Annotated in this window: 21 protein-coding genes; 11 read left to right on the top strand and 10 right to left on the bottom strand. The window is 73.1% G+C overall.

Annotated features, from left to right (window positions below; genetic code table 11):
- Positions 1-54: 54 nt before the first annotated feature.
- Positions 55-555, bottom strand: a complete 501-nt coding sequence (locus tag ACIP8Z_RS14075) for an NUDIX domain-containing protein (RefSeq protein WP_402082808.1) — start codon at positions 553-555, stop codon at positions 55-57.
- The gene (locus tag ACIP8Z_RS14070; protein WP_402082806.1) at positions 552-1,841 is read right to left on the bottom strand and encodes a cytochrome P450; all 1,290 of its coding nucleotides are present in this window, start codon (positions 1,839-1,841) and stop codon (positions 552-554) included. Before ACIP8Z_RS14070 ends, ACIP8Z_RS14075 begins: the two co-directional genes overlap by 4 nt.
- 57 nt (positions 1,842-1,898) lie before the next feature.
- On the opposite strand from ACIP8Z_RS14070, the gene ACIP8Z_RS14065 reads away from it, so the two are divergent.
- The gene (locus ACIP8Z_RS14065) at positions 1,899-3,152 is read left to right on the top strand and encodes a wax ester/triacylglycerol synthase domain-containing protein (protein ID WP_402082803.1); all 1,254 of its coding nucleotides are present in this window, start codon (positions 1,899-1,901) and stop codon (positions 3,150-3,152) included.
- A gap of 39 nt (positions 3,153-3,191) precedes the next feature.
- On the opposite strand, the gene ACIP8Z_RS14060 is transcribed toward ACIP8Z_RS14065, so the two are convergent.
- On the bottom strand, positions 3,192-3,344 hold the full coding sequence (locus ACIP8Z_RS14060) for a hypothetical protein (RefSeq protein ID WP_402082800.1): 153 nt from the start codon (positions 3,342-3,344) through the stop codon (positions 3,192-3,194).
- Between the two features lie 128 nt (positions 3,345-3,472).
- On the opposite strand from ACIP8Z_RS14060, the gene ACIP8Z_RS14055 reads away from it, so the two are divergent.
- The 3 genes from ACIP8Z_RS14055 (at position 3,473) to ACIP8Z_RS14045 (ending at position 9,050) form a co-directional block, all read left to right on the top strand.
- Positions 3,473-3,919 (top strand): GNAT family N-acetyltransferase, encoded by a 447-nt coding sequence (locus tag ACIP8Z_RS14055; protein WP_402082797.1) that lies wholly within the window; start codon positions 3,473-3,475, stop codon positions 3,917-3,919.
- Positions 3,916-5,208, top strand: a complete 1,293-nt coding sequence (locus ACIP8Z_RS14050) for an MFS transporter (protein WP_402082794.1) — start codon at positions 3,916-3,918, stop codon at positions 5,206-5,208. The genes ACIP8Z_RS14055 and ACIP8Z_RS14050 overlap by 4 nt, the downstream gene beginning before the upstream one ends.
- A 155-nt stretch (positions 5,209-5,363) precedes the next feature.
- The gene (locus ACIP8Z_RS14045; RefSeq protein ID WP_402082792.1) at positions 5,364-9,050 is read left to right on the top strand and encodes a S8 family serine peptidase; all 3,687 of its coding nucleotides are present in this window, start codon (positions 5,364-5,366) and stop codon (positions 9,048-9,050) included.
- A 77-nt stretch (positions 9,051-9,127) separates the two neighbouring features.
- On the opposite strand, the gene ACIP8Z_RS14040 is transcribed toward ACIP8Z_RS14045, so the two are convergent.
- From ACIP8Z_RS14040 to ACIP8Z_RS14025, 4 genes are all read right to left on the bottom strand, one after another.
- Positions 9,128-10,570: an acyl-CoA synthetase gene (locus ACIP8Z_RS14040; RefSeq protein ID WP_402082790.1), complete on the bottom strand. Its 1,443-nt coding sequence runs from the start codon at positions 10,568-10,570 to the stop codon at positions 9,128-9,130.
- Positions 10,571-10,630: 60 nt separating this feature from the next.
- Positions 10,631-11,866: a nitrate/nitrite transporter gene (locus ACIP8Z_RS14035; protein WP_402082788.1), complete on the bottom strand. Its 1,236-nt coding sequence runs from the start codon at positions 11,864-11,866 to the stop codon at positions 10,631-10,633.
- Positions 11,867-11,965: 99 nt separating this feature from the next.
- A complete protein-coding gene (locus ACIP8Z_RS14030) occupies positions 11,966-13,507 on the bottom strand; it encodes a GAF domain-containing protein (RefSeq protein WP_402082786.1) in 1,542 nt (513 codons plus the stop codon).
- Between the two features lie 54 nt (positions 13,508-13,561).
- The gene (locus ACIP8Z_RS14025) at positions 13,562-14,623 is read right to left on the bottom strand and encodes a rod shape-determining protein (protein WP_402082784.1); all 1,062 of its coding nucleotides are present in this window, start codon (positions 14,621-14,623) and stop codon (positions 13,562-13,564) included.
- Positions 14,624-14,876: 253 nt separating this feature from the next.
- Between ACIP8Z_RS14025 and ACIP8Z_RS14020 the strand changes: the two genes are divergently transcribed.
- Complete coding sequence (locus tag ACIP8Z_RS14020; protein WP_402082781.1) at positions 14,877-15,797, top strand: hypothetical protein; 921 nt, start codon at positions 14,877-14,879, stop codon at positions 15,795-15,797.
- A 54-nt stretch (positions 15,798-15,851) separates the two neighbouring features.
- Here ACIP8Z_RS14020 and ACIP8Z_RS14015 read toward each other — a convergent pair whose 3' ends face one another.
- The gene (locus tag ACIP8Z_RS14015; protein ID WP_402082778.1) at positions 15,852-16,760 is read right to left on the bottom strand and encodes an NAD(P)-dependent oxidoreductase; all 909 of its coding nucleotides are present in this window, start codon (positions 16,758-16,760) and stop codon (positions 15,852-15,854) included.
- A 75-nt stretch (positions 16,761-16,835) separates the two neighbouring features.
- On the opposite strand from ACIP8Z_RS14015, the gene ACIP8Z_RS14010 reads away from it, so the two are divergent.
- On the top strand, positions 16,836-17,243 hold the full coding sequence (locus ACIP8Z_RS14010) for a MerR family transcriptional regulator (protein ID WP_402083825.1): 408 nt from the start codon (positions 16,836-16,838) through the stop codon (positions 17,241-17,243).
- A 58-nt stretch (positions 17,244-17,301) separates the two neighbouring features.
- On the opposite strand, the gene ACIP8Z_RS14005 is transcribed toward ACIP8Z_RS14010, so the two are convergent.
- Positions 17,302-17,739 carry a MarR family winged helix-turn-helix transcriptional regulator gene (locus ACIP8Z_RS14005; RefSeq protein WP_030321890.1) on the bottom strand — a complete coding sequence of 146 codons (438 nt, stop codon included), beginning with the start codon at positions 17,737-17,739 and terminating at the stop codon, positions 17,302-17,304.
- A gap of 115 nt (positions 17,740-17,854) precedes the next feature.
- Between ACIP8Z_RS14005 and ACIP8Z_RS14000 the strand changes: the two genes are divergently transcribed.
- The 4 genes from ACIP8Z_RS14000 (at position 17,855) to ACIP8Z_RS13985 (ending at position 21,165) form a co-directional block, all read left to right on the top strand.
- Positions 17,855-18,874, top strand: coding sequence for an NADP-dependent oxidoreductase (locus ACIP8Z_RS14000; RefSeq protein WP_402082776.1), 1,020 nt, complete (start codon positions 17,855-17,857; stop codon positions 18,872-18,874).
- Positions 18,875-18,938: 64 nt separating this feature from the next.
- Positions 18,939-19,361, top strand: a complete 423-nt coding sequence (locus ACIP8Z_RS13995) for an organic hydroperoxide resistance protein (RefSeq protein WP_402082773.1) — start codon at positions 18,939-18,941, stop codon at positions 19,359-19,361.
- A gap of 126 nt (positions 19,362-19,487) precedes the next feature.
- A complete protein-coding gene (locus ACIP8Z_RS13990; protein ID WP_402082771.1) occupies positions 19,488-20,327 on the top strand; it encodes an EI24 domain-containing protein in 840 nt (279 codons plus the stop codon).
- A 13-nt stretch (positions 20,328-20,340) separates the two neighbouring features.
- The gene (locus ACIP8Z_RS13985; protein ID WP_402082768.1) at positions 20,341-21,165 is read left to right on the top strand and encodes a pectate lyase; all 825 of its coding nucleotides are present in this window, start codon (positions 20,341-20,343) and stop codon (positions 21,163-21,165) included.
- 28 nt (positions 21,166-21,193) lie between these two features.
- Here ACIP8Z_RS13985 and ACIP8Z_RS13980 read toward each other — a convergent pair whose 3' ends face one another.
- Positions 21,194-22,156, bottom strand: coding sequence for a LysR family transcriptional regulator (locus ACIP8Z_RS13980; RefSeq protein ID WP_402082765.1), 963 nt, complete (start codon positions 22,154-22,156; stop codon positions 21,194-21,196).
- A 173-nt stretch (positions 22,157-22,329) separates the two neighbouring features.
- Here ACIP8Z_RS13980 and ACIP8Z_RS13975 point away from each other — a divergent pair, with 173 nt between their 5' ends.
- Complete coding sequence (locus tag ACIP8Z_RS13975; protein ID WP_402082763.1) at positions 22,330-24,495, top strand: M4 family metallopeptidase; 2,166 nt, start codon at positions 22,330-22,332, stop codon at positions 24,493-24,495.
- The last annotated feature ends 112 nt before the right edge of the window (positions 24,496-24,607 follow it).

Raw genomic sequence — 24,607 nt, 5'->3', positions numbered from 1 at the left:
GGGCGGGGCGGACGTCGGGCCGGGCTCCCGCCCGGGTGGCGAAAAGGACGGCGGTCAGAGGGGGAAGAGCCGCCGTACGGCCTCCGCGCCCGCCGGGACCAGCGGGGTGTAGCCGCCCGTCATGACCGCGAGCGGTGCGACGAAGCCGCACCAGGCGATCTCCCGGGAATCGGGCCGGGGCGCGCGGTCCGCCACCCAGCGGTGGACGGCGAGGAAACAGTCGCCGTGGGGATCGTCGACGCGGATCCGGTACGCCTCGGCGAGGCCGGTCACCGTCGACCAGCCCAGCTCCTCCCGGAGCTCCCGGAGGGCCGCCGCGCGGTAGTCCTCGCCGGTCCGCACCGCGCCGCCCACCAGGACGTCGTAGTGGTCCGGGTAGACCGGGGCCGTGGCGGTCCGCCGGTAGAGGAGGACCCGGCCGGCGTGGTCGGTGCAGACGGTGGCCGCGTACCGGCGGAGGAGCCCGGCCGGCTGGCCCTCCGCCCGGCCGCCCTGGGCGACGACCCGGTCGCCGGGGTCGACGTAGTCGACCCGCTCGGACGGCCGCGCGTTCACGAACGCTCGCGGACGCGCGCGTGCAGCGGGCCCGCCGGGCGCAGGTTGATGCCGAAAACGGGCTCCCCGGCCGGAGCGGTCGTCTCGACCGTGAACCGTGCGAGCAGCGCGCCGAGCAGCGACTCCATCTCCCGCATCGCGAACCGGGTGCCCAGGCAGGCGCGCGGGCCGATGCCGAACGGGAGGTACGCGCCCGGCGGCAGGGGCGCCCGGGCGGGGAAGCGGTCCGGGACGAACGCCTCGGGCTCCGGCCAGACGTCCGGGTCGCGGTGGGTGAGGTACGGGCAGACGAGGAGGTCCGTACCGGCGGGGATCCGCCAGCCGTCGACCAACTCGTCGGCCGGGCTGTGGCGGGGCAGCAGCCAGCCCGTCGGGTAGAGCCGCAGAGTCTCGGCGAGCACCGCCTCGACGGCCGCCGTTCCCCCGGCGGCCGCGTCGCCCGCCGCCCGCCCCATGACCGCCGGATGCTGATCCAGCAGAACGAATGCCCAGGTCAGCGTGCGCGCACTGCTCTCGTACCCGGCGACGAGCAGCGTCACGAGCTCGTCCCGGATCAGCCGGTCCGTGTACGCCGGGTCCGTCTCGGCCGCGTCGAGCAGCCGGTGCAGCACGCTCGGCCCTCCGGCGCCCACGCGGTGCGGGGTCCGCGCCTCGGCGAGGGCCCGCAGCACCCGGTCGTCCAGGGCGGCGAGCGCCGCCTCCACGTCCGGCGGGAGGGCGGTGGCGCCGCCCACGTCGGCGGGGAGCGCGGCCACGATGTCCTGCACGGCCGCCAGGTCGACGTACGTCTCGTGGTCGAGGGGGCGGTCGGTCAGCGCCCGCCAGATCGTGTCCACGGTGAAGAACTGCACGTCCTCGGCGATGTCCGTCGGCTCGCCCCGACGGGCCAGGTCGGCCCAGCGGTCGACGACGGAGGCCGTCGCACCGGTGATGTGGTGCTCCCAGCGCTGGATCCCGCGGCCGGTGAACATCGCCTGGAGCAGACGCCGTTGGGACCGCCAGGCCTCGCCCGTGGCGGACAGCATCCCCTCGCCGAGCAGGGGTTTCGCCCGGTGCGAGCGCTTGACGAACCGGTCGCCGCCGACGCCGAGGACCTGGTGCACATGCCTCGGCTCGGTGATCAGCACGGCCGCGCGGCCGCCCCGGCGGAACCCGGTGAGCCGGCCCGGGGTGTGCGCCCGGTGCAGCAGGTCGACGAGCGGGGCGCCGGAGGCGGTCCAGGCCGTCACGGTGTCGTCGTCGAGGAGGTCGGGGAGCATGCCGTCCGTCACGCATTGCGATTGCATGATGACGTATCGTAGCGCCCTGTGCGATCTTCAGATCCCGTTCGATCTTCCGCTTCCGTGCCCCTCGCGGTGCTCGACCGGCTCTCCCTCGACGTGGCGGCGCTGCACGCGACGGACTCCGCGCTGCATCTCGGCGGCCTGGTCGTCCTCGACGGCGAACCACCCTCCCGCGCCCGGCTGTCGGACCATCTGAGGCGCCGCCTCGACCTGCTCCCGGAGCTCCGCCACCGGCTGGCGGGGAGCGCCGGCCGCCCGCGCTGGGAGCCGGACCGCCGGTTCGATCCCGACCGTCACCTGTACGAGCTAACCGGCTCCACGGACCTGTCGGCGGTCGCCGCCGAGCTGCTGCGCCAACCCCTGCCGCGGGACCGCCCCTTGTGGGGTCTCTGGCTCGTCCACCGGGCGGGTGGCGGATACGGGATCTGCTACCGGGCTCATCACGCCTTCCAGGACGGGGCCGCCGCCGTCGCCACCCTGGAACTCCTCCTCGGTCCCGAGGAGTTGCCGCGCCCCCGGGCCCTCGCCTTCCGGTCGCCCCGGCCCGTGGCCTGGGCGGCCGTACTGCCCGAACTCCGGCCGCCGGGCCGGAACACCTGGTGGTCCGCGCTCGGCACCCCGCCCTCCCAGGCGTACGCCGCCGGGTTCGCCGACGTCGACACGGCCCGGCTCCACGCGCTCGGGCGGCGGACCGGGGCCACCGTCCCGCAGCTGTGCCTGGCCCTGACGACCGAGGCCCTGCGCGCCTGGCACCCGCGCGACTGGGGTCCCGGCGGCCCGGGGCACGGCCGGGGGCTCCGTACCAACCTCGGCATCGGCGTCCGCGACGCCGGGGACCCCCGCCCCCTCCTCGGCAACCGGGTGGCCGTCGCCGGGATCGACCTCCCCTGCGGCGAGCCCGACCCGGCCCGGCGGCTCGACCTCATCGGCCGGGCCCTCGACCCCGCGCGGCTCGGCCGCCTCGCGGACGCGCACCGGGTGATCCTGCGGAAACTCCCTTACCGGCTCGGGAGGTTGGCGCTCGCGCGGAGCGTCGACGCCCGCAGCACGCCGCTGAGCGTCGCCGACCTGCGGGTACGGCGCCCCCTCGGCTTCGACGGCTCCCCCGCCGGCGCGGTGTACGCGCTGCCGGTCATGGTCCCGGGCCAGCCGCTGTTCGTCGCCTGGACCGTCCACCGGCGCCGCCTCCACGTCACCTTCCTCACCGACGGCGCGCTCGCCGGGGCCGAGCGGCTCCCGGGGGCGTGGCTGGCGGCGCTCGAGGGATACGAGGCGGCACCGGGACCGGCTCGCGAGCCGCTCGCCGCGCGGTAGGCGCGGCGAGCGGCTCGTGGTGGGGCCCGGGGGGAGCGGTCAGGCGCGGGGGACCTCGCGGAGCAGGGTCAGGACCACGGCCGCCGTCACCAGGGCGAAGACCGCGCTCAGGGCCGAGGCCGAGTGGAGGGCCGCCCCCCGACGGCCCGCACGATCCTGGGCCCGGAGACCTGTGCGAAGACCTTCACCCACGGCACGACCCTGACCCGCGAACAGGCGGTGACGGAGGCGGGGCCGCCCGCGTGGGCACCGGAGCCGACGCTTGAACCCTTGACCAAAACGTAAGGATCAACTGCCCCACCCGCCCCTATACTCACCCCATGTCCGAGTTCACTGTCCGGCGTGCGACCGCCGACGATTCCAAGCGGCTCACCCGGCTGGTCAGGAGCTCCCGGGCCTATCGGGGGGACTACGCCACGATGGTCGAGGGGTACCAGGTCGGGGGGGCGTACATCGAGCACCATCCCGTGTACGTCGCCGTCGACGCGAGCGACCGGGTGCTCGGGTTCTACGCGCTGCTCGTCGACGACGCCGAACTCGACCTCGCCTTCGTCGCCGACAGCGCCCAGGGGCTCGGCATCGGGCGGCTGCTCATGGAGCACATGACCGGGCGGGCCAGGGCCGCCGGGCTCAGGGCCGTGCGGGTCGTCGCGCATCCGCCCGCCGAGGAGTTCTACCTGCGCACCGGCGCCGTCCGCAGCGGAACCGTTCCGGCCGCCGGGCGCATCCACTGGGACCGCCCCGAGCTCCGGTACGACATCGCGTGACCGCCACGGAGCCCCAGCCCCAGTCACAACATCAGCCCCCTGAGCCCCAGCGCGCCGAGCGCCGCCGGCTCTTCGCCGATCTCACCCCGCTGCGGACCTCCGCCCACTACCGCCGCCTCTGGTTCGGCAGCACCGTCTCCTGGGTCGGGCAGGGCATGACGTCGCTCGCCGTCTCCCTCCAGGTGTACGACATCACCCGGTCGCCCTTCTCCGTCGGGCTCGTCGGGCTGTTCTCGCTCGTCCCGCTCGTCTGCTTCGGGCTGTACGGCGGCGCCATCGCCGACACCGTCGACCGCCGCAAGCTCGGGCTCTACAGCGCCTGCGGTTCCGCCGTGCTCTCGGTCGCGCTCGCCACCGCCGCGTTCGCCGGGTTCCACCGGGTCTGGTTCCTCTACGGGATCGTCGCCCTGCAGGCCGTCTGCGCCGCGCTCAACGCGCCCGCCCGCTCCTCGATGATCCCCCGGCTCCTGCCGCCCGAGCAGCTGCGCGCCGCCAACGCGCTGAACTCGATGGTCACGACCTTCGGCATGCTCGTCGGGCCGAGCCTCGGCGGGCTGATCGTCGGGTTCGCCGGGTACCAGACCGCGTACCTCGTCGACGCCGTCGCCTTCGCCGCGAGCCTGTACGCGATGTGGCGGCTGCCGTCGATGCTCCCGGACCGGAAGGAAGGCGGCAGGCGAGCCTCCGTCCTCGACGGGCTGCGGTTCCTCGCGACCCGCCCCAACCTCCGTATGACGTTCTTCTCGGACTTCTGCGCGATGATCCTCGCCCACCCCCGCGCCCTGTTCCCCGCCGTCGCCGTGCTCTGGTTCGGCGGCGACGCGAAGACCGCCGGACTCCTCGTCGCCGCGCCCGCGTTCGGGGCGCTGCTCGGCGGGGTGCTCTCCGGCTGGCAGGGACGCATCCGGCACCACGGGCAGGCGATCCTGGTCGCCGTCGCCTGCTGGGGGACCGCCATCGCCGTCTTCGGGCTCACCCGGAACCTCTGGCTGGGGCTGCTCCTGCTCGCCCTCGCCGGGTACTCCGACACCGTCTCGATGATCTTCCGCAACACGATGATGCAGGTCGCGGCGCCCGACGAGATGCGCGGCAGGCTCCAGGGCGTGTTCATCGTGGTGGTCGCCGGCGGGCCCCGGCTCGGGGACTTCCTCGCGGGCTCCGTGGCCGATCTGACCTCGCCCGCGGTCGCCGTCACGGGCGGCGGAACCGCCTGTGTCGTCGCCGTCGGTCTCCTCGCCCTGTACGGGCGCGGTTTCCGCCGGTACGACGCGCTCGACCCGACTCCGTGAGCAATTCTCCCCGAACGGCACGTCCTGTTCTGGCGGTTGGCCGCCACGGCGCATAACCGCCAGGACGGAACGGAGTCAACTCCCGTCCACCTGGCCAAGACTCCTCGCGGCACCCGGAAACACCCCCGACCCCGGGTCCACGAGGAGTTCGAACGATGACGTCGAGGACCACACCCTTCGACAGAGGGAGGGTCGCGCTGATCGCCGCGGGCATCTCTCTCGTGATGCTCTCGGCGGGGCAGACCGCCGCCGCCGGGACCACCGCCTCCGCCGTACCGGACACCTTCAAGGGGGCGGCGGCGAGCACCACCGTCACCCTCGTCACCGGCGACCGCGTCACCCTCACCGACCTCGGCGGCGGGCAGCGGACCGTCACCGTCGACCGGGCCGAGGGCGCCACCGGCGCGATACGCAGCCAGATCTCGGACGGCAGGGTCACGGTCGTCCCCGACGAGGCCCGCCCCTACCTGGCCTCCGGCGCGCTCGACCCGCGCCTCTTCGACGTCACCGGACTCGTCGCGCAGGGCATCACCGGAGACCTGCCGCTGATCGTCACCTACGGCGGCAAGGGCGCCCGTACCGCCGCGGCGACCCCGCGCGGTGCCGAGACCGTCCGCCCGCTGCCCAGCATCGGCGGCGCCGCCGTCACCGCCACCGACCCCGCCGCCTTCTGGCAGGGCTTCACCGCCGCCCCGACCGCGCGGACCGCCGCCCCCGCCAAGGTGTGGCTCGACGGCCGGGTCAAGGCCGCCATGGCCGAGTCCAACGCGCAGATCGGCACCCCGAAGGCCTGGGAGGCCGGGCTCACCGGCAAGGGCGTGAAGGTCGCCGTCCTCGACACCGGCGCCGACCTCGCCCACCCCGACCTCGCGGGCCGGGTCACCGAGTCCAAGTCGTTCATCGCCGGCCAGGAGGTCGCCGACCGCAACGGCCACGGCACCCACGTCGCCTCCACCGTCGGCGGCAGCGGCGCCGGCTCCGACGGCAAGGAGAAGGGCGTCGCCCCCGGCGCCACCCTCGCCGTCGGCAAGGTCCTCAGCGACGAGGGCTCCGGCTCCGAGTCGGAGATCATCGCCGGCATGGAGTGGGCCGCCAAGGACATCGACGCGAAGATCGTCTCGATGAGCCTCGGCTCCCGCGAACCCAGCGACGGCACCGACCCGATGGCCCAGGCCGTCAACACCCTCACCGCCGAGACCGGCGCCCTCTTCGTCATCGCCGCCGGCAACTCCGGCTACCCGGGCTCCATCGGCTCGCCCGGCGCCGCCGACTCCGCGCTCACCATCGGCGCCGTCGACTCCGCCGACGAGGCCGCCTACTTCACGAGCCAGGGCCCCCGCTACGGCGACCAGGCACTCAAGCCCGACCTGTCGGCGCCCGGTGTGGACATCCTCGCCGCCCGCTCCCAGCTCGTCTCCGGCAGCGGCCTCTACACCTCCATGAGCGGTACGTCGATGGCGACCCCGCACGTCGCCGGCGTCGCCGCCCTGCTCGCCGAGCGCCACCCCGACTGGACCGGCGCCCAGCTCAAGAGCGCGCTGATGTCCTCCTCGAAGACGCTCGACGCCTCCTCGTACGCACTCGGCTCCGGCCGGGTCGACGTGGCCGCCGCGATCGCCGCGAACGTCACCGCGACCGGCTCCGCCGACCTCGGCTACGTCGCCTGGCCCTACGAGTCGAGCAAGCCGGTCACGAAGACCGTCACCTACACCAACTCCTCCGACACCCCGGTCGAGCTGAACCTGGCCGTCGAGGGCATGCCGGCCGGTGTCGCCGCCCTCGCCGACACCACCCTCACCGTCCCCGCCCACGGGACCGCGAGCACCACCGTCACCGGCGACGGCACCAAGGCTCCCGTAGGCCAGTCCTCCGGCCGGGTCACGGCCACCGCCGCCGGCACCGTCGTCGCGCACACCGCGCTCGGCCTGGTGAAGGAGGAGGAGCGCTACACCCTCACCGTCCACGTCAAGGACCGTGACGGCGCCCCCACCCCCGCCTACCTCGGCGTGCAGCAGCTCACCCAGGGGGTCGACCCCTTCCCGGCCACGGTCGGCGAGTCCGGCACCCTCGAACTCCGCCTGAAGCCCGGCACGTACACCGTCGACACCTTCCTCGACGTCCGCGGCTCCCACGGCAAGGACTCCCTCGGCCTCGGCCTCCTCACCGCGCCGGAGATCACCCTCGACCGCGACCGCGAGATCACCCTCGACGGGCGGCAGCTCCGCGAGATCCGCGCCGAGGTCGAGAAGCGCACCGAGACCCGGCAGCTCCTGATGGAGTTCGACCGTAAGGCGAACGGCGCCTCCTACGGCGCGGCCGTCCAGGTCCCGCCGAGGTACGACTCGATCTTCGCGGCGCCCACCACCAAGCCCGCCACCGGCACCTTCGAGTACCGGACGGTCTGGCGCCTCGGCAAGCCCATGCTGGAGGCGAGCGTCGACGGCACCCGGCTCTCCGAGGCCACCCCGCAGTCCGGCGGCGGCCTCCTGGAGGGCGGCCACCGTCTCGGCCTCGTCGACGCGGGCACCGGAACCCCCGCCGAGTACACCGGCAAGAACGCCACCGGCAAGGCCGTCCTCGTCCGGCTGACCGAGGGCGCCGACCCGAAGCAGATCGCCCAGAACGCCCAGGACGCGGGCGCCAAGGCCCTGTTCGTCACCGACGACCAGCCCGGCCGCCTGATGACGTTCTTCGGCACCGCCGACTACGAGGACCGGCCCCTCGCCGTCGCCACGGTCAACACCGCCGACGCCCAGCGGCTCGCGGCCGCCGCGGCCCGCGGAAAGCGCGTCGACCTGACCGGAACCCGCTTCACCCCGTTCACGTACGACCTCTCCGAGGGCCACCCCGGCGCCATCGGCAAGGACCTGGTCTTCCGTCCCGACCGGGACGAACTGGCCACGATCAGCTCCACCTTCTACGCGCCCACCAAGCGCAAGGAACTGGGCGGCGAGTTCCGCTACTCGATCACCGACACGTTCCCGATCGGCTTCGGCTTCAAGGAGTGGATCTCCTTCCCGACCGAGCGCACCGAGTACGTCTCCACCGGCACCGGCCAGCGCTGGCACGAGTCCGTCGACCTCGGCGACTCCCTCGAGGAGCGCGGTGGCACCCCCTCCTACAAGGGCGGCAGCCGGGTCGACCTCGACTGGTTCGGCCCCGTCTGGCACCCGTGGCTGGGCACCGGCCTCGGCTGGGGCCAGCAGCGCTCCGGCAACGACCTGCGCTTCAACACCCCCGGCTGGGGCGACTCCGGCACTGACCACACCGGCTTCGGCAACGTCTGGAACGACGACTCGATGACCCAGTACACCGAGGTGTACGTCAACGGCACCCGCGTCGACCGCAAGATGAGCTCCGGCGCCTACGCCTGGGACGCCCCGGCCGAGGAGGCGACCTACAAGGTCGTCACCGACACCACGCTCGACCCGGCGCGCTGGCGGCTCGCCGGCAAGGGCCACAGCGAGTGGACCTTCCGCTCCGCCGAGACCCCGGCCGACCGGACCACGTACCTGCCGATGCTCAACCTCGGCTTCGACGTGGACACCGACATCGACGGCGACGTCCGCGCCGGACGCAAGCTGCCCGTCGGGATCTCCGCCGAGTACGTGAAGGGCGCCACCGGCACCGGCAGCATCACCGGCGGCACCCTGGAGGTCTCCTACGACGAGGGCAGGACCTGGACGAAGGTCGCCCTCAAGAAGGCGCGGCACGGCGCCGCCTGGGACGGCGAGCTGCGCGTCCCGTCCGGCGCGGCCTCCGTCTCGCTGCGGGCCGGGGCGAGCGACGACCGGGGCGGCTCGGTCACCCAGGAACTGATCCGCGCGGTGGGCGTGAAGTAGCCACGCGGCCACCTGTCCCTGTGCCGACGGCCTGGCCCCCTCCCGCTCACGGCGGGAGGGGGCCAGGCTCCGTCCGCTCAACCACCTGCGGTCAACGCCTTCTTGAGGACCTTGCCCATGTCGTTGCGGGGGAGGGCGTCGAGAAGGCGCACCACCCGGGGCCGCTTGTGCGGGGCGAGCAGGCGCGCGACGTGGCCGGCCAGCTCCTCCGCCGTCGGGGGCTTCTCCGTGTCCTCCGGCACCACCCAGGCCACGATCCGCTCGCCCAGGTCCGGGTCGGGCTCGCCGGTGACGGCCGCCTCGCGCACCCCGGGGTGGTCGAGGAGCGCGTTCTCGATCTCGCCCGCCCCGATCTTGTAGCCGCCGCTCTTGATCAGGTCGGTCGCCCTGCGGCCGACGAGCCGCACCGCGCCGTCCGCCTCCCGGACCGCCATGTCGCCGGTGCGGAACCAGTCGCCGTCGAAGGCGGCGGCCGTCGCGTCGGGCCGGCCGAGGTAGCCGGAGAACAGGTTCGGGCCCCGCACCTGCACCTCGCCCACCGTCTCCCCGTCGAACTCCTTCAGCACCGAGCCGTCCTCCTCGACGAGCCGCAGGTCCACACCCGCGAGCGGGAGGCCGACGGTCCCCGGGCGCGGTTCGCCGCCCGGCAGGACGCTGGTGTTCATGAGCGTCTCCGTCATCCCGTACCGCTCCACGACCGTCCGGCCCGTCGCCGCCGCGATCCGCTCGTGGTCGTGGACCGGGAGCGCCGCGGACCCGGAGACGAGGAGCCGCGCCCCGGCCAGCGCCCGGACCAGTCCGGTGTCCCCGGCGAGCGCGTCCGCGAGCCGGTGGTACATGGTCGGTACGCCGAACAGCATCGTGCCGCCGCCGCCGAGCTCCCGCGTCACGCCCTCCACCGAGAACGCGCCCAGGTGCCGGACCTCCCCGCCCCGGCGCAGCGGCCCCAGGATCCCGAGGATCAGCCCGTGCACATGGAACAGCGGCAGCGCGTGCACGAGGGCGTCGTCGGCCGTCCACGACCAGGCCTCGGCGAGCGCGTCGAGCGAGGCGGCGATCGCCCGCCGGGACAGCAGGACGCCCTTCGGCGGGCCGGTGGTGCCCGAGGTGTAGACGATCAGGGCGGGGGACTCGGCGTCGGCCGCCTCCGCGACCGGCGCGCCGCTCGCCGTCAGGTCCACGACGATCCGGGGCAGCCCGGCGAGGCCGGCGGGCAGCACGTCCTCGGCGCCGGTGAGCACGGCCGAGGGCTTGCTGTCGTCGAGGATGTGCGCCAGCTCGCGCTCGCCCGTCCGCGGATTGAGCGGTACGGCGGGCACGCCCGCGAGCAGGGACCCGACGACCGCGACGGCCGTGTGCGCGGTCGGCGTGGCCCAGACGGCGACCCGCCCGCCCCCTTCGATCCGAGCGGCCAGGGCCCCGGCGGCCCGCGCCAACTCCTCGTACGTCAGGGTGTCCGGACCGCAGCGCAGCGCGGGCCGGTCGGAAGGGGCCGCAAGGGCAGGGAAGAGCGCACTCACCGGTCGTACTCCTCGGGTCGTGGTCGAGATCGAGGGTTCCGGGAGGCATTCTGCCGTCCGTCAGGGACGGCCCGCCGTGACCTTCGTCGCCTCCGGCGCCGGGTCCTCGCCCTCCGGGCGGATCCCGCGCATGCGCCCCCACGCGTACACACACCCCGCCAGCGCCAGATCCGACAGCAGCATGAAGCCGATCGAGTACGACCCCTTCGCGCTGTAGATCGCGCCCATCACCAACGGCGGCAGGAACCCGCCCAGCCCGCCCATCGCACCGACGATGCCCGTTACACTGCCGACCTTCGCCTGCGGGGTCACCTGCGAGACCAGCGCGAACACCGAACCGCTCGCCGTGCCCAGACCCGCCGCCATGATCAGCAGGGCGATCGTGCCGCCCGGGTTCAGCGGCGGGTCGAAGGCCTGGACGATCGCGAGGAGCGCCACCACACCGAGCGCTGCGGCCGTGACGAGCGCCGGATGGATCCGGTCCGAGAGCCAGCCGCCGATCGGCCGGAAGACGACGGTCACCAGCGCGAATCCGGCCGCCTTGGTCCCCGCGTCCGTCGGGTCCAGCTCGTACCAGGTCTTCAGGTACGTCGGCAGATAGACGCCGAACGCCACGATGCCGCCGAAGCCGATCGCGTACAGCGCCGACAGCTCCCACGTCACCCGCAGCCGCCCCGCCGCGCCGAGCCGGGTCGCCAGGGAGGCGGTGGGCACGGGCCGGTCGGGCCGGTCGGTGATGAGGAACGTGGCGAGCACCGCGTACGCCGCGAGCGCGACCGCCACCACGATGAACGGCAGGTTCTCGCCGTGCTTCGCGATGCGCGGCGTGAAGTAGCCGGAGAGCGCCACACCGCCCATGCCCATGCCGAAGACGCCGAGCGCCAGACCGCGCTTCTCGGGCGGGAACCAGGAGTTGACCAGCGGGATGCCGATCGCGAACGTCGTCCCGCCGAGGCCGAGGAGGAACCCGACGACGAGCAGCAGGCCGTAGGTGTCCTTGACCACGACGAGCAGCAGGACGGGGATGATCGTCAGCGCCGAGACCAGCGGGAACATCAGCCTCGCGCCGTACCGGTCGGTCAGCGCGCCGGCCGGGATGCGGCCGAGCGAGCCGACGAGGACGGGCACCGCGACGAGCAGCGACTGCTCGAAGGAGCTGAGTTCGAGCCGGTCGCCGTACCAGCTGGCGAGGGGCGCGATCAGGTCCCACGCCCAGAAGGTGAGCGTGAAGCCGATGGTGGCCGTCACCAGGTTGCGGTAGGCCGCCGCGGTCGGGGGCTTGGTCTCGGTGTCCACGCCTCCAGTCAAGATCGGGGAGGGGCGGGGGGCGCGCGGGACTGCTCCGTACGAGTGCCCCCGTGCACGGGGTTTCGTACGGGCGTCCCCGTGCCTGACCTACGGCCAGGTCACCGTCGTCGGCGGAGTGCCGTCGTCCGTGACCCGCAGCCGGGCCCCCTCGTCCCCGACCGACACCTCCACGGTCATCGCGCCGATCCCCGACCGCCGGTGCGCCGCCGCGAGCGCCCCGCGCAGGGCGGCCAGGAGCCGGCCGGCCGTCTCCTCGTCGATGAGGGTGTCGACGGCTCCGGAGAAGTGCACGGACGGCTGGAACCCGAGCAGGACCGCCGCCCCGCCGGTCTCCCTCAGCACCTTCCCCCGGAAGGACGTGGGGGCGTCCGCCGGGGGCTGCTGGAGCGCGAAGATGGTCGTACGGACCTCCTGGATCGTGGAGTCCAGCTCGTCCACCGCCCGCCCGAGCAGCGTGTTGTCCTCGGAGGAGTCGACCGCCCGCCGCCGGGTGGACTCCAGCATCATCTCGGTGGCGAACAGGCGCTGGACGACCAGGTCGTGCAGATCGCGGGCGATCCGGTCCCGGTCCTCGTACACCGCGAGCCGTTCCCTGTCGTGCCGCGCGTCGGCGAGGACGAGCGCGAGCGCCGCCTGCGAGGCGAACTGCGAGGCGAGGAGCCGGTCGACGGCCGTGTACGGCCGGTCGCCGCGCCGCCGGGGGAGGGCGAGCGTGCCGATGAGCTTCCCGCCGCTCTGCAGCGGCAGCATCATCGACGGCCCGAAGCGGGACCGGACGGGGGTGGTCATCCGGGGGTCCGTCGCCGAGTCCTCGATGAACACGGGCTCCCCGCCGAGGAGCTGGACGAGCACGGGGGAGCCGGGGGCGATCGCCGTCCCGACCAGATCACCCGGGTCGTCCGTCGTCGAGGCGGCGACGATCTCCATCCCGCCCTCGGGGGTGGGCTGGAGGACGACCCCGGCCGAGGCGCCGGCGAGGATACGGGCCCGCTCGGCGACGGTCATCAGCGCGTTCTCGGCGGACGCGCCGGTCAGCAGGGCCGTGGTCACCGCCGCCGCGCCCTCGATCCAGCGCTCCCGCTGCCGGGCGGTCTCGTACAGCCGGGCGTTGCCGATCGCGATGCCGGCCTGCGAGGCGAGGACCCGGAGCAGGGAGAGGTCCTCCTCGGTGAAGCCGCCGGCGCGCTTCTCGGTGAGGTACAGATTGCCGAAGACCTCGGTGTGGACCCGGATGGGGACGCCGAGGAAGGAGTGCATCTCCGGGTGCCCCTCGGGCACGCCGGAGGAGCGCGGGTCGGCCGTCAGGTCGTCGACCCGCAGCGGCCGCTGGTCCTGGACGAGGACGCCGAGCAGCCCGGTGTGGCCGTCGGGCAGGCCCCCGACGCGCCGCCGTTCCTCGTCCGTCATACCGGCGGTGAAGAGCTCGGTGACGCGGCCGCGCTCGGGGTCGACGACCCCGAGCGCGCCGTAGCGGGCCCCGGTGAGCTCGGTGGCGGAGTCCACGATGTGCTGGAGGGTGGCGCGGAGTTCGAGGTCCGTGCCGACACTGAGGACGGCTTCGAGCAGCATGGGCAGGCGGGGCGCGTCCTCGTCCGTGGCCCCGCCCCTGTCCTCGTCCATGATCGCCATGGTCTCATTGTCGTACGAATCGTTCGGTTTCGCGGGATTGTGTCCGCTCGGCACTCATTCCTCGTCGGTCAGCGGGTTCCGCTCCGCCAGCGGGTCGAGGACCATCGGCTGGACCTTGCCCTCCAGCATCGCGCCGAGGCCCAGGACCGCGCAGACGTCGGGCCGTTCGGCGATGTGGACCGGCATGCCGGTCGCCTCGCGCAGCATCTGGTCGAGACCCGGCAGCAGGGCGCTGCCGCCGACCATCATGATTCCGCGGTCCGCGAGGTCGGCCACCAGGTCCGGCGGGCAGTCCCGCAGCACCTTCCCGATGCCGTCGAGGACCGCCGTCAGCGGCGTGTGGATGGCCTCCCGCACGGCGGCGGTGTCGACGGTCACCGACCGGGCCAGGCCCGTGGCGACGTCACGGCCGTGGATCTCGGTCCAGGCCGGACCGTGGGGCGTCAGGCCGTTGCCGCTGAGTGCGAGTTGGAGCGGACGGACCGACTGGCTGGGCAGCATCAGTTCGTGGTGGTGGCGCAGGTGCTGGATGACGGCGTGGTCGATGGCGTCGCCGCCCACCGGCATCCGCTCCGCCGTGACGATCGAACCGAGCGAGAGCACCGCGACCTGTGTGGTCGCCGCCCCGCACACCAGGATCATGGTGGCGGTCGGCTGCTCGACCGGCAGGCCGCAGCCGACGGCCGCCGCGATCAGCGTGTCGACCAGCTCCACGCGGCGGGCCCCGAGACCGACGAGGGTCTCCACGGCGGCGCGCTGGGCGAGCGGGTCGCTGTCGTGCGGGGTGCAGGCGGCGGCGCGCAGCCGGGGCTTGCGGCGGAGCTGACGGCGCAGCTTCTCGCCGAGGAGGTGACGGAGCATGCGCTGCGCCATCTCGATGTCGACGACCGTGCCGCCCGAGACCGGGCGGACGACCCGGATGTAGTCGGGGGTGCGGCCGGTCATCTTCTCGGCCAGCGCGCCGACGGCGATCAGCGCTCCGGTGCGGGTGTTGACGGCGGCGACGCTCGGCTCGTCGACGACGAGTCCGGCGCCCTTGACGAAGACCCGGGTGCGGGCGGCACCCAGGTCGACGGCGACATGGCAACGACGCAGCTGCTCAAGGCTGACGGTCACGGCGGATCCTCCGGAGTGCGGTGCTGGCACGGGCGAGGTGGGCTCGCGTTACGCGGTCCTCCTGGCATCGTCCGGCCGTTGGGGGCGCGGCGCGCGCTGGGCTGAGCCGCCCGGGGCCCGCTCCGGCGCGCCCGGCAGGACGTACCGAAGCGGGAGAATCACGACGCACCGCCGACGACCTGCGGATTCCTCACAGAATCCTCACTTCCGCGCCTACCTGCGGCCGTACCCGGCCGCATAGCCTGCGGGCCCCATGGACTACTGCCACGCGTGCCGGCGGCATCTCAACGGGGCCCTCGCCTGTGCCGGGTGCGGGACTCCCGTCGAGGAACTGCGGTACGAGACCCCCCACATACCCGGCCGGCCGGCCGAGCCCGTCCAGGCGTTCCCGTCGGCCCGGCCGGTGGAGCCTGCCGGGCCCGAGCACGGCGCCGGGACCGGCGCCGGGGAGGCGTACGCGCCCGCGCCCGAGCACGTCTACGAACTCGACGTCCTCGAACCGCCCCGCCCGGCCCCCGGCGGCCGCCGCGCCGCCCGCGGTGCCGCGCAGGGCAGGTCCGCCGACCGCGGCCGCGCCGCCTCGCGCAAGGGCCGCCGCGGGCGGAGCCGACGGGGCCGTACGGTCCTGGTGGGAACCCTCGGTCTGGTGCTCGCTGCCGCCTCGCTGAGCATGGCCCGGCTCGCCATGGAGGATCCGGACCAGGCGGGCGCCGCCACGGCGGTGGAGGAACTCGACGTCACCGAGTCCCCGCTGGCCCCGGAGCCGGTCGAGACGACCGCCGCCCCGGACGGCGGCGGCCCGTCGCCGGTCACGTCCGCGCCGAACCGCCCCCGCCAGGTGAGCGCGGACACCAGCACGGGCCCGGGCTCGGGATCGGGCACAGGATCGGGTACGGGCTCCGGTACGGGGACGGGGACGGGTACGGGCCCCGGCACGGGGAGCGGGAACGGGGGCGCCCCGCAGCACCCGTCGACGCCCACCGACCCGGTGACCCGGCCCGGGGCGACACCCAGCGCGACCCCGTCGGCCACGAAGGCCGAGACGCCTCCGTCCGGCACGCCCACCGCCACCGGCCCGACCCCGTCGAGCACGGCCACGTCGGCCACGCCCACCCCCACGCCGACCCCGAGTCCGACCAAGACGTGCACCCCGTTCCTCTGGTGGTGCGTCTGAGCCGCAGGGCCCGTCGGAGGCCCGTCGGCCGGTGTGAGCCGGTGCCGGTCGGCGTCAGCCGGCCTCGGGCCTGCCGAACTCCTCGATCAGGACCGGGTACTGCTCGCCGCCGTGGCCGGCGGCGATCGCACGGTCCGCCATGGACTTGAACAGCTTCGGGAGTTCGGCGTTGACTCCCAGCGCCTCGCTCTCCCCGATCAGATGCTCCATCGCCCGCGCGTCGGTCTCCAGGGCGGACACCTCGGCCGGGAAGGAGCCGGCGTCGATCTGCTCGGCGTACCCCGGGAGCCAGTCGGCGACTCCGGCGGCGATCTGCCGGGCGAACGGCGCGTAGGTGGCCGCGTCGACGCCCGCCTTCCTCAGCATGGCCGTGCCCTGGAGCCAGGCGTTCAGGACGCTCCACATCATGGCCAGGCCGGCCACGTCGTACAGGGACGCGAGCCCGTGGTCCTCGCCGAGGTGGGTGAGGGTGCCGAGCGCTTCGAGGGTGGGGCCGTGGGCGTCGAAGTCCGCCTTCGGGCCGCTGTGCAGGATGACCGCCTCGGCGGTGCCGATCACCGGCGGGACGGCCATGACGGCGCCGTCCAGGTAGCGGGCGCCGCGGCGTTCGGCCCAGCGGGCGGTTTCGCGGGCCTGCGCCGAGTCGCCCGAGGTCAGGTTGATCAGGGTCGTGCCGTCGAGCTTCACGTCGTCCGCGTCGAGCAGCTCGTGGACGGCTTCGTAGTCGGTGAGGCAGACGATCGCCAGGGGGCTCGCGTCGAGCGCTGCACCGATCGAGGGCGCCAGGTGCGCGCCCTCGGTCACCAGCGCGGCGGCCTTGGAGCTCGTACGGTTCCACACGGTGGTGGGGTGTCCGGCCCTGAGGAAGGCACCGGCGAGTGCCCGGCCCATCAGGCCGAGTCCGATGACGGTCACGGGGGCGGCGGCGGATGCGTTCACAGGTGCGGCTGTTCTGTCGGTCATGACAGCATCGTCAACGTTGATACCGGTGTGAAGGTCAAGCGCGCGCGTGAGCGGGTGCACGAGGGCGAGGTTGCTGTGCGGATCGGGGAGTTGGGCCGCCGGACGGGTGTCCACACCCATCAGCTGCGTTACTACGAGGCCCAGGGCCTCCTGGAGGCCGACCGCGGCTCCAACGGATACCGGGAGTACGACGAGAGCGCCGTGCTGCGGGTGAGGCAGATCCGGCATCTGCTCGGCGCGGGGCTGTCATCGGAGGACATCGCGTATCTGCTGCCGTGCGCGGTCGGCGAGGTCCCCGAGCTGGCCGGCTGCCCCGAGCTGGTGGCGGCCATGCGGTCGCGGATGGGGCGGATCGAGGACCAGATGGAGCGGCTCGCCCGGTCCCGCGACGCGCTCGCCGTCTACATCGAGGCGGCCGAGCGCATGGGTGCCGAGAACTATCCGCCCTTCGACGGCTCCGACCGGGAGTCGGTCCCGGCCTGAGCTCCGTCCCGGACCCGGAGTCCGTCCCCGCCTGAGCGGCGCGGGTCCCCGCGCCGCTCTAGACGTCCGGCTGGACGCCGAGCATCCGCTTCAGCAGGTCCCGCAGCAGCGTCCGCTCGGCCTCGGTGAGCTCACCGAGCGGCTCGCGCGCGAAGTCCAGGGACTCGCGCAGCCGGTGGGCCGTCGCGCGCCCCTCCTCCGTGGGGACGGCCAGCTTGACGCGGCGGTCCGCCGGGTCGGGCCGCCGCTCCACCAGGCCACGGGCCTCCAGGCGGTCCACGATCCCGGTGATGTTGGACGGCTCGCACTTCAGCTTCTGCGCGATGCGGCGCATCGGCAGCGGATCCAGCGAGAGCAGGCCGAGGACACGGGCCTGCGCGCCGGTCAGCGCGTGCTGCGCGGCGGCCTGCTCGTACTCCTCGTAGTAGCGCGCGACGACCGTGCCGATCAGCTCGACGACTTCGAGGGTCAGGGGGTCCGTGCGTGGAGTGGCCATGCCCTCCATCCTACCCAGATACTTGACAACATAAAATATCTAGGTGCATGGTTGTTTCAGGTAGTGAAACTTTTGTGATCTGAAGCTTTTCGTACGTTCTCTGGAGGCCGTGCTCATGTCCGTACTTCCCGCGTCCAGCCGTGAGTGGCACCTCGTCGCCCGTCCGCACGGCTGGCCGACCCCCGCCGACTTCGCGCTCCGTGAGACCCCCGTCACCGAGCCCGCCGAGGGCCGGATCCTGGTCAGGAACCTGCACTTCTCGGTCGACCCGTACATGCGCGGCCGGATGAACGACGTGAAGTCGTACATCCCGCCGTTCACGCTCGACCACCCCATGGACGGCGGCGCGGTCGGCGAGGTCATCGCCTCGAACGCCGAGGGCTTCGCCGTCGGCGACCACGTCCTGCACGGCCTCGGCTGGCGCGAGTACGCCGACGTCCCGGCCCAGCACGCCACCAAGGTCGACCCGGCGCTCGCCCCCCTCTCCGCCTACCTCGGCGTCCTCGGCATGACCGGCCTCACCGCCTACGCCGGCCTCTTCGAGGTCGCCTCCTTCAAGGAGGGCGACGCGGTCTTCGTCTCCGGCGCCGCCGGTGCCGTCGGCAGCCAGGTCGGCCAGATGGCGCGCCTCAAGGGCGCCTCCCGTGTGATCGGCTCGGCCGGCTCCGACGAGAAGGTGAAGTTCCTCGTCGAGGAGCTCGGCTTCGACGCCGCCTTCAACTACAAGAACGGCCCGGTCAAGGATCAGCTCCGTGAGGCCGCCCCGGACGGCATCGACGTCTACTTCGACAACGTCGGCGGCGACCACCTCGAAGCCGCGATCTCCTCGCTGAACGTGCACGGCCGCGCCACCATCTGCGGCATGATCGCCCAGTACAACGACACCGAGCCGGTCCCGGGCCCGCGCAACATGGCGATGATCATCGGCAAGCGGCTCCGCCTCCAGGGCGTCCTCGTCGGCGACCACTACGACCTCCAGCAGCAGTTCGTCCAGGAGGTCGGCGGCTGGCTCGCGGCCGGCGAGCTCAAGCACCGCGAGACCTTCGTCGAGGGCATCGAGAACGGCGTGGACGCCTTCCTCGGACTGCTCCGCGGCGACAACACCGGAAAGATGATCGTCTCGGTGACCGGTTAGTCTTCCCTCAGCCGCCGCGATCGTGGGCGCGAGTCGCGGCGAACCCATGAAGGAAGTACCTCGCATGCCGATCCAGCACTCCGACGTCCTCTACACCGCCGTCGCCACCGCCGAGGGCGGGCGTGACGGCCGTGTCGCCACCGACGACGGCAAGCTCGACTTCGTCGTGAACCCGCCCAAGACCATGGGCGGCTCCGGCGCGGGCACCAACCCCGAGCAGCTCTTCGCGGCGGGCTACAGCGCCTGCTTCCAGGGCGCGCTCGGCGTCGTCGCCCGCAACGAGAAGGCCGACATCTCCGGCTCGACGGTCACCGCCGAGGTCGGCATCGGCAAGAACGACGACGGCTTCGGCATCATCGTCAAGATCTCGGCGTCCATCCCGAACGTGGACGCCGAGACGGCGAAGAGCCTGATCGAGAAGGCGCACCAGGTCTGCCCGTACTCCAAGGCGACCCGCGGCAACATCACGGTCGAGCTCGCCGTCTGAGCCCACCGGTCGACGACGCGCTCGACGACCTGATCGCCCGCTGACCGAGGACCGCCCCCGACCGCCGTCGGGGCGCGGTCCTCGCCGCGTACGGGCCGCCGCGGGGGCCCCGATAGGGTGACCCCCATGCGCGATCTCGGGGTGGGTTTCGGTTACCTGGTAAAGGGCCAGAAGTGGGTGGGCACGCACGGACGGTGGTTCGGTTTCGGGCTGCTGCCCGGACTCGTGACCCTCGTCCTCTACGCGGGCGCGCTCGTCGGCCTCGGCTACGGCGCCGACGACCTGGCCACCTGGGTGACCCCGTTCGCCGACGACTGGAGCTCCCCCTGGCTCGGGATCTTCCGCGGCACCCTGACCGCCCTCGTCGTCGCCTTCGGCCTCTTCCTCGCGGTCATCACCTTCACCGCCGTGACGCTGCTCGTCGGCCAGCCGTTCTACGAGTCGCTCTCCGAGGAGGTCGACCGCAGCGAGGGCGGCGAGGTGCCCGAGTCCGGGCTTCCGCTCTGGCGCGAGCTGTGGATCTCCGCCCGTGACAGCCTGCGGGTCCTGCTGCGGGTCGCGTTCTACGGCGTCCTGCTCTTCGCCTGCGGCTTCATCCCGGTGATCGGCCAGACCGTCGTCCCCGTCATCGGCTTCTGCGTCTCCGGCTTCTTCCTCGCCGAGGAGCTGACGTCCGTCGCGTTCCAGCGCCGCGGCGTCGAGCTCAAGGAGCGGCTCCAGCTGCTGCGCGGGCGCCGGATGGCCGTCCTCGGCTTCGGCGTCCCGCTGACCCTCGCCTTCCTCGTGCCCTTCGTCGCCGTCTTCCTGATGCCGGGAGCGGTCGCCGGGGCCACCCTGATGGCCCGCGAGCTGGGCGGCGAGACCGTCGGCGACGACCGGGACGAGAACGTCCGGGAAAACGATCACCCGGGCGGCAACCTTCCTTCCTCCGGTGGCGACCAAGGGGTGCACCACCTCCCCCACTGAAGGAAGAAGCATCATGACCTCAGCGTCACACAAGCGGAAGACGGGCCGTCGGCGGGCGATCATCGGCGGCCTGAGCGCCCTCGGAGTCACCGGGGCGGCGATCGTCACCACGAGCCTGCTCGCCCCGGCGGGCGCCGCGAGCGCCCTGCCCGCCTGGCCGCAGGCCAAGGGCGGCAAGCCGGTCCCCGCGTCCATCGAGGTCTCCGGCACCTACGACGGCAGGCTCCAGCGCTTCCACGGCACCGGTGAGCTGGGCTCGGACGGCCAGGACGAGAACCAGCAGCCGCTCTTCGTCCTCAAGGACGGCGCGGTCCTCAAGAACGTGATCATCGGCTCTCCGGCCGCCGACGGGGTCCACTGCCTCGGCAGCTGCACCCTGCAGAACGTCTGGTGGGAGAACGTCGGCGAGGACGCCGCCACCTTCAAGGGCACCTCGGCGTCCTCGGTCTACACGGTGTACGGCGGAGGCGCGAGGAGCGCGTCCGACAAGGTCTTCCAGTTCAACGGCGCGGGCAAGCTGGTCGTGACCAGGTTCCAGGTCTCCGACTTCGGCAAGCTCGTCCGGTCCTGCGGCAACTGCAAGAAGCAGTACAAGCGGACGATCCTGGTCAACGACGTCGACATCACCGCGCCCGGCACGTCGGTCGTGGGGGTCAACGCCAACTACGGCGACACGGCCTCCCTGCGGAACGTCCGGATCCACGGCGACACCAAGAAGAAGATCAAGCCGTGCACCCGCTTCACAGGCAACAACACCGGCAAGGAGCCCAAGGAGACCGGCACCGGCCCGGACGGCACCACGTGCCGCTACTCCGCCGGCGACCTCTCGTACGACTAGGCGTACGCACCCGGTCCCCGGCGTCGTCTCAGACGTCGAGGACCGGGTGCAGTTCCGGCCGGGCGTCCCACCACTCCCGGTAGAAGGCGTTGTTGCCGACGTTCGCCAGATAGGCGTGGACCGCCGCCCGGTACAGCAGCTCCGCCTGCCGGGCGGGGACCGCCGCCCTGTTCCAGGCCAGCCGGATCCGGCCCAGGACCGGATCGCCCTCCAGGGGGCGCAGGACCGTGCCCTCCGCGTACGGGGCGGTCGGCTGGCTCATGGAGATCGCCCGGCCCGAGGCGATCAGGGCGTAGTGCATCTTCCGGTCGGCGACCCGGTGCCGCAGTGAGGGCGTGAACCCGGCCTTCGCGCAGGCGGCGACCAGCGCCTCGGGCCCGCCGTCGTCGTCCTCCACCAGCGTCATCCAGGACTCGCCGGCCAGCTCGGCCAGCGCGATCCGCTCCTTCCCCGCCAGCGGGTGCGCGGCCGAGAGGCGCACGCAGAACGGCTCCCTGGGGACCAGGGTCCTGGCCGTGGTGCCCTCGGGCAGGGCGACCTCGTGCTCGTTGACCTCCCCGTACAGCACGGCGTCGTACCGGCCCGCGCCGAGCTGCCGGGTCAGGGTCGTCGCCGAGTGCTCCACGGTCACCGAGATGTCCTGACCGGCCATCACCCGCTCCAGCTGCCCGAGCAGCCCGTCGACCAGAACGAGCAGGATGCAGCCGAGCCGCAGCGGCGTGCCCGGGGCGACGGCCCGCGCCCCGGCGGCGAGCGCGTCCATCTCGCCGAGCACGAGCCGCGCCTTGGAGAGGACGAACTCGCCCAGCGGGGTGGGCTCCACGCCGTTGCGGCCGCGCAGGAAGAGCTCCCCGCCCGCGACCCGCTCGATGCGCCGGAGCTGCGCGGAGAGCGCCGGCTGGGAGACCCCGAGCCGCCCGGCCGCGCGTCCCAGACTGCCCGCTTCCGCTATCCGGCAGACGGCCTCGAGATGCCTCAACTCCAGCTGCATTTCAGCAGCGTACGCAGCACCGCGCGGCCGCACCATAACCCGCGTCTTATGCCGGATGAGATGTCCCGAACCAGTCATGTCCACGCCCATACTCGGCGCGACGATCCGTCTCCCCCACCACGATCCCACCCCGATCGGAGCAGACGTTGCACCCCAGCAGAATCACGGCGGCCGTGGCCGCCCTGGCACTCTCGGCGAGCCTCGCGACCGCCCTCGCCGGCACCGCCACCGCCACCGCGGCCCCCCAGGCGCAGCCGGTACCCCCGGGCCACGGCAAGTCCCTCGCGCTCGCCGCCGCCGACGGCGCCGCGGCCAGCGGCCTCGACGAGCTCCGCCACGGCGCCGACGAGGACCTCGTCCGGACGTCCGTCACCCCCTGGTCGAACGGCCTGTACTACGCCTCGTACGAGCGCACCTACCGCGGCCTCCCGGTCGTCGGCGGCGACGCGGTCGTCCTCTCCGACAGCTCCGGCAAGGTCCGCGAGGTCACCGGCGCCCCGGCGCCCGCCATCAAGGTCTCCACCAAGGCGAAGGTGACCGCCGCCGCGGCCCTCGCCACCGCCCGCGGGCAGCTGGCCTCGGTGGAGAGCGCGAGCGCCCCCGAGCTGACCGTGCTCCTCAAGGGCGGCAAGGCCGTGCTGACCTGGCACACCCTGGTCGTCGGCCGGACCGCGCAGGACGCCCCGAGTTCGCTCGACACCTACGTGGACGCCCGTACCGGCTCCGTCGCCCGGGCCACCGACAAGATCCTGCACGCCGACGGCCGCGGCTATCACAACGGCAACGTCACCATCGACACGGCCGCGAGCTCCATGACCGACACCAGCCGCGGCGGCTTCAAGTGCGGCGGGCAGAACGGCAGCGCGTACACGGGCTCCTCGCCCTGGGGCAACAACGGCGCCAACGACCTGGTGACCGCCTGCGTCGACATCATGTACGCGGCGCAGAAGGAACACTCCATGCTCAAGGAGTGGTTCGGCTACAACGGGCAGAACGGTCAGGGCGGCATGGTCCCGGCCCGCGCCGGACTCTCCGAGGTCAACGCCTACTACGACGGCACGAAGACGACCTACGGGCGAGCCCAGACCGGCTCGAACCAGCTCACCGGCATCGACGTCGTGGCGCACGAGTACGGCCACGAGATCTTCGACCGGACCCCGGGCAGCGCCGGCTCCTCCAACGAGAACGGCGGGCTCAACGAGTCCACCGGCGACATCTTCGGCGCGCTCACCGAGCACTACGCCAACAACCCGAACGACACCCCGGACTACACGGTCGGCGAGAAGGTCAACTTCTTCGGCGACGGCAAGCCGATCCGGAACATGTACAACCCCTCGCTCGTCGGCAACGACCCCAACTGCTACCCCCAGTTGACCTCGGGCACCGAGGTGCACGCGGCGGCCGGCCCGCAGAACCACTGGTTCTACCTCCTCGCCGAGGGCTCCAACCCGGGCGGCGGCAAGCCCAGCAGCCCCATATGTTCCGGCGGTCCGTCCTCCGTGACCGGCATCGGCATCCAGAAGGCCGGCAAGGTCTTCATGGGCGCCCTGCTCATGAAGACCTCCTCCTGGAACCACCTGGCCGCCCGCAGGGCGACCCTGACCAGCGCCAAGAACACCTACGGCAGCGTCGAGTGCAACGCGGTGAAGGCGGCCTGGAACGCGATCGGCGTCCCCGCACAGTCCGGTGAGACCGACTGCGGCGGCACCACCACCCCGGACTTCTCGCTCGCCCTGAACCCGTCCTCGGGCTCGGTCCAGGCCGGTGCCTCCGTCACCTCCACGGTGAACACCAGCACCACCGGCGGCAGCGCGCAGACCGTCCAGCTCTCCGCGAGCGGCGCCCCGAGCGGTGTCACGGTCTCCTTCAGCCCGGCGTCGGTGACCTCCGGCAACGCCTCGACGATGACCGTCCAGGTCGCGGCGGGCACGGCCAACGGCACCTACCCGATCACCGTCACCGGTACGGGTTCCGCCACCCACACCGTCACCTACCAGCTGTCGGTCGGCACCACGACCCCGCCCACCGGCTGCGCGAACTCCGAGTACACCTACCAGGGCAGCCTGACCTCAGGCCAGACCGCGGTCCAGCCCGACGGCTCGTACTACTACTCGGCGGCCTCCGGCACCCACGTGGGCTGCCTGCGCGGCCCGGCCGGCAAGGACTACGACCTCTACCTGCAGAAGTGGAACGGCGCGGGCTGGGTGGACGTCGCCGTCGGCGGCACCGCGACGGCCGACGAGGACACCAGCTACTACGGCACCGCGGGCTACTACCGGTACATCGTCCACGCGTACAGCGGCTCCGGCGCGTACACGCTGGGCCTGAGCGCCCCGTAACGGGGGGCGGGGCGCCGTCACGGACCAGGGGGTTCCGTGACGGCGGTCCGGGGCCGGGCGGCCGATGTCCCACGGCCGCCCGGCCCTTTCCTGTGAGCCTGCCGCCCGGCTC

This window comes from Streptomyces sp. NPDC088553 (genome assembly GCF_044752965.1).
Taxonomy (GTDB): Bacteria; Actinomycetota; Actinomycetes; order Streptomycetales; family Streptomycetaceae; genus Streptomyces.
Note: the sequence above shows the minus strand (reverse complement) of the source record. Positions and strands in the feature narration are given on the sequence as shown.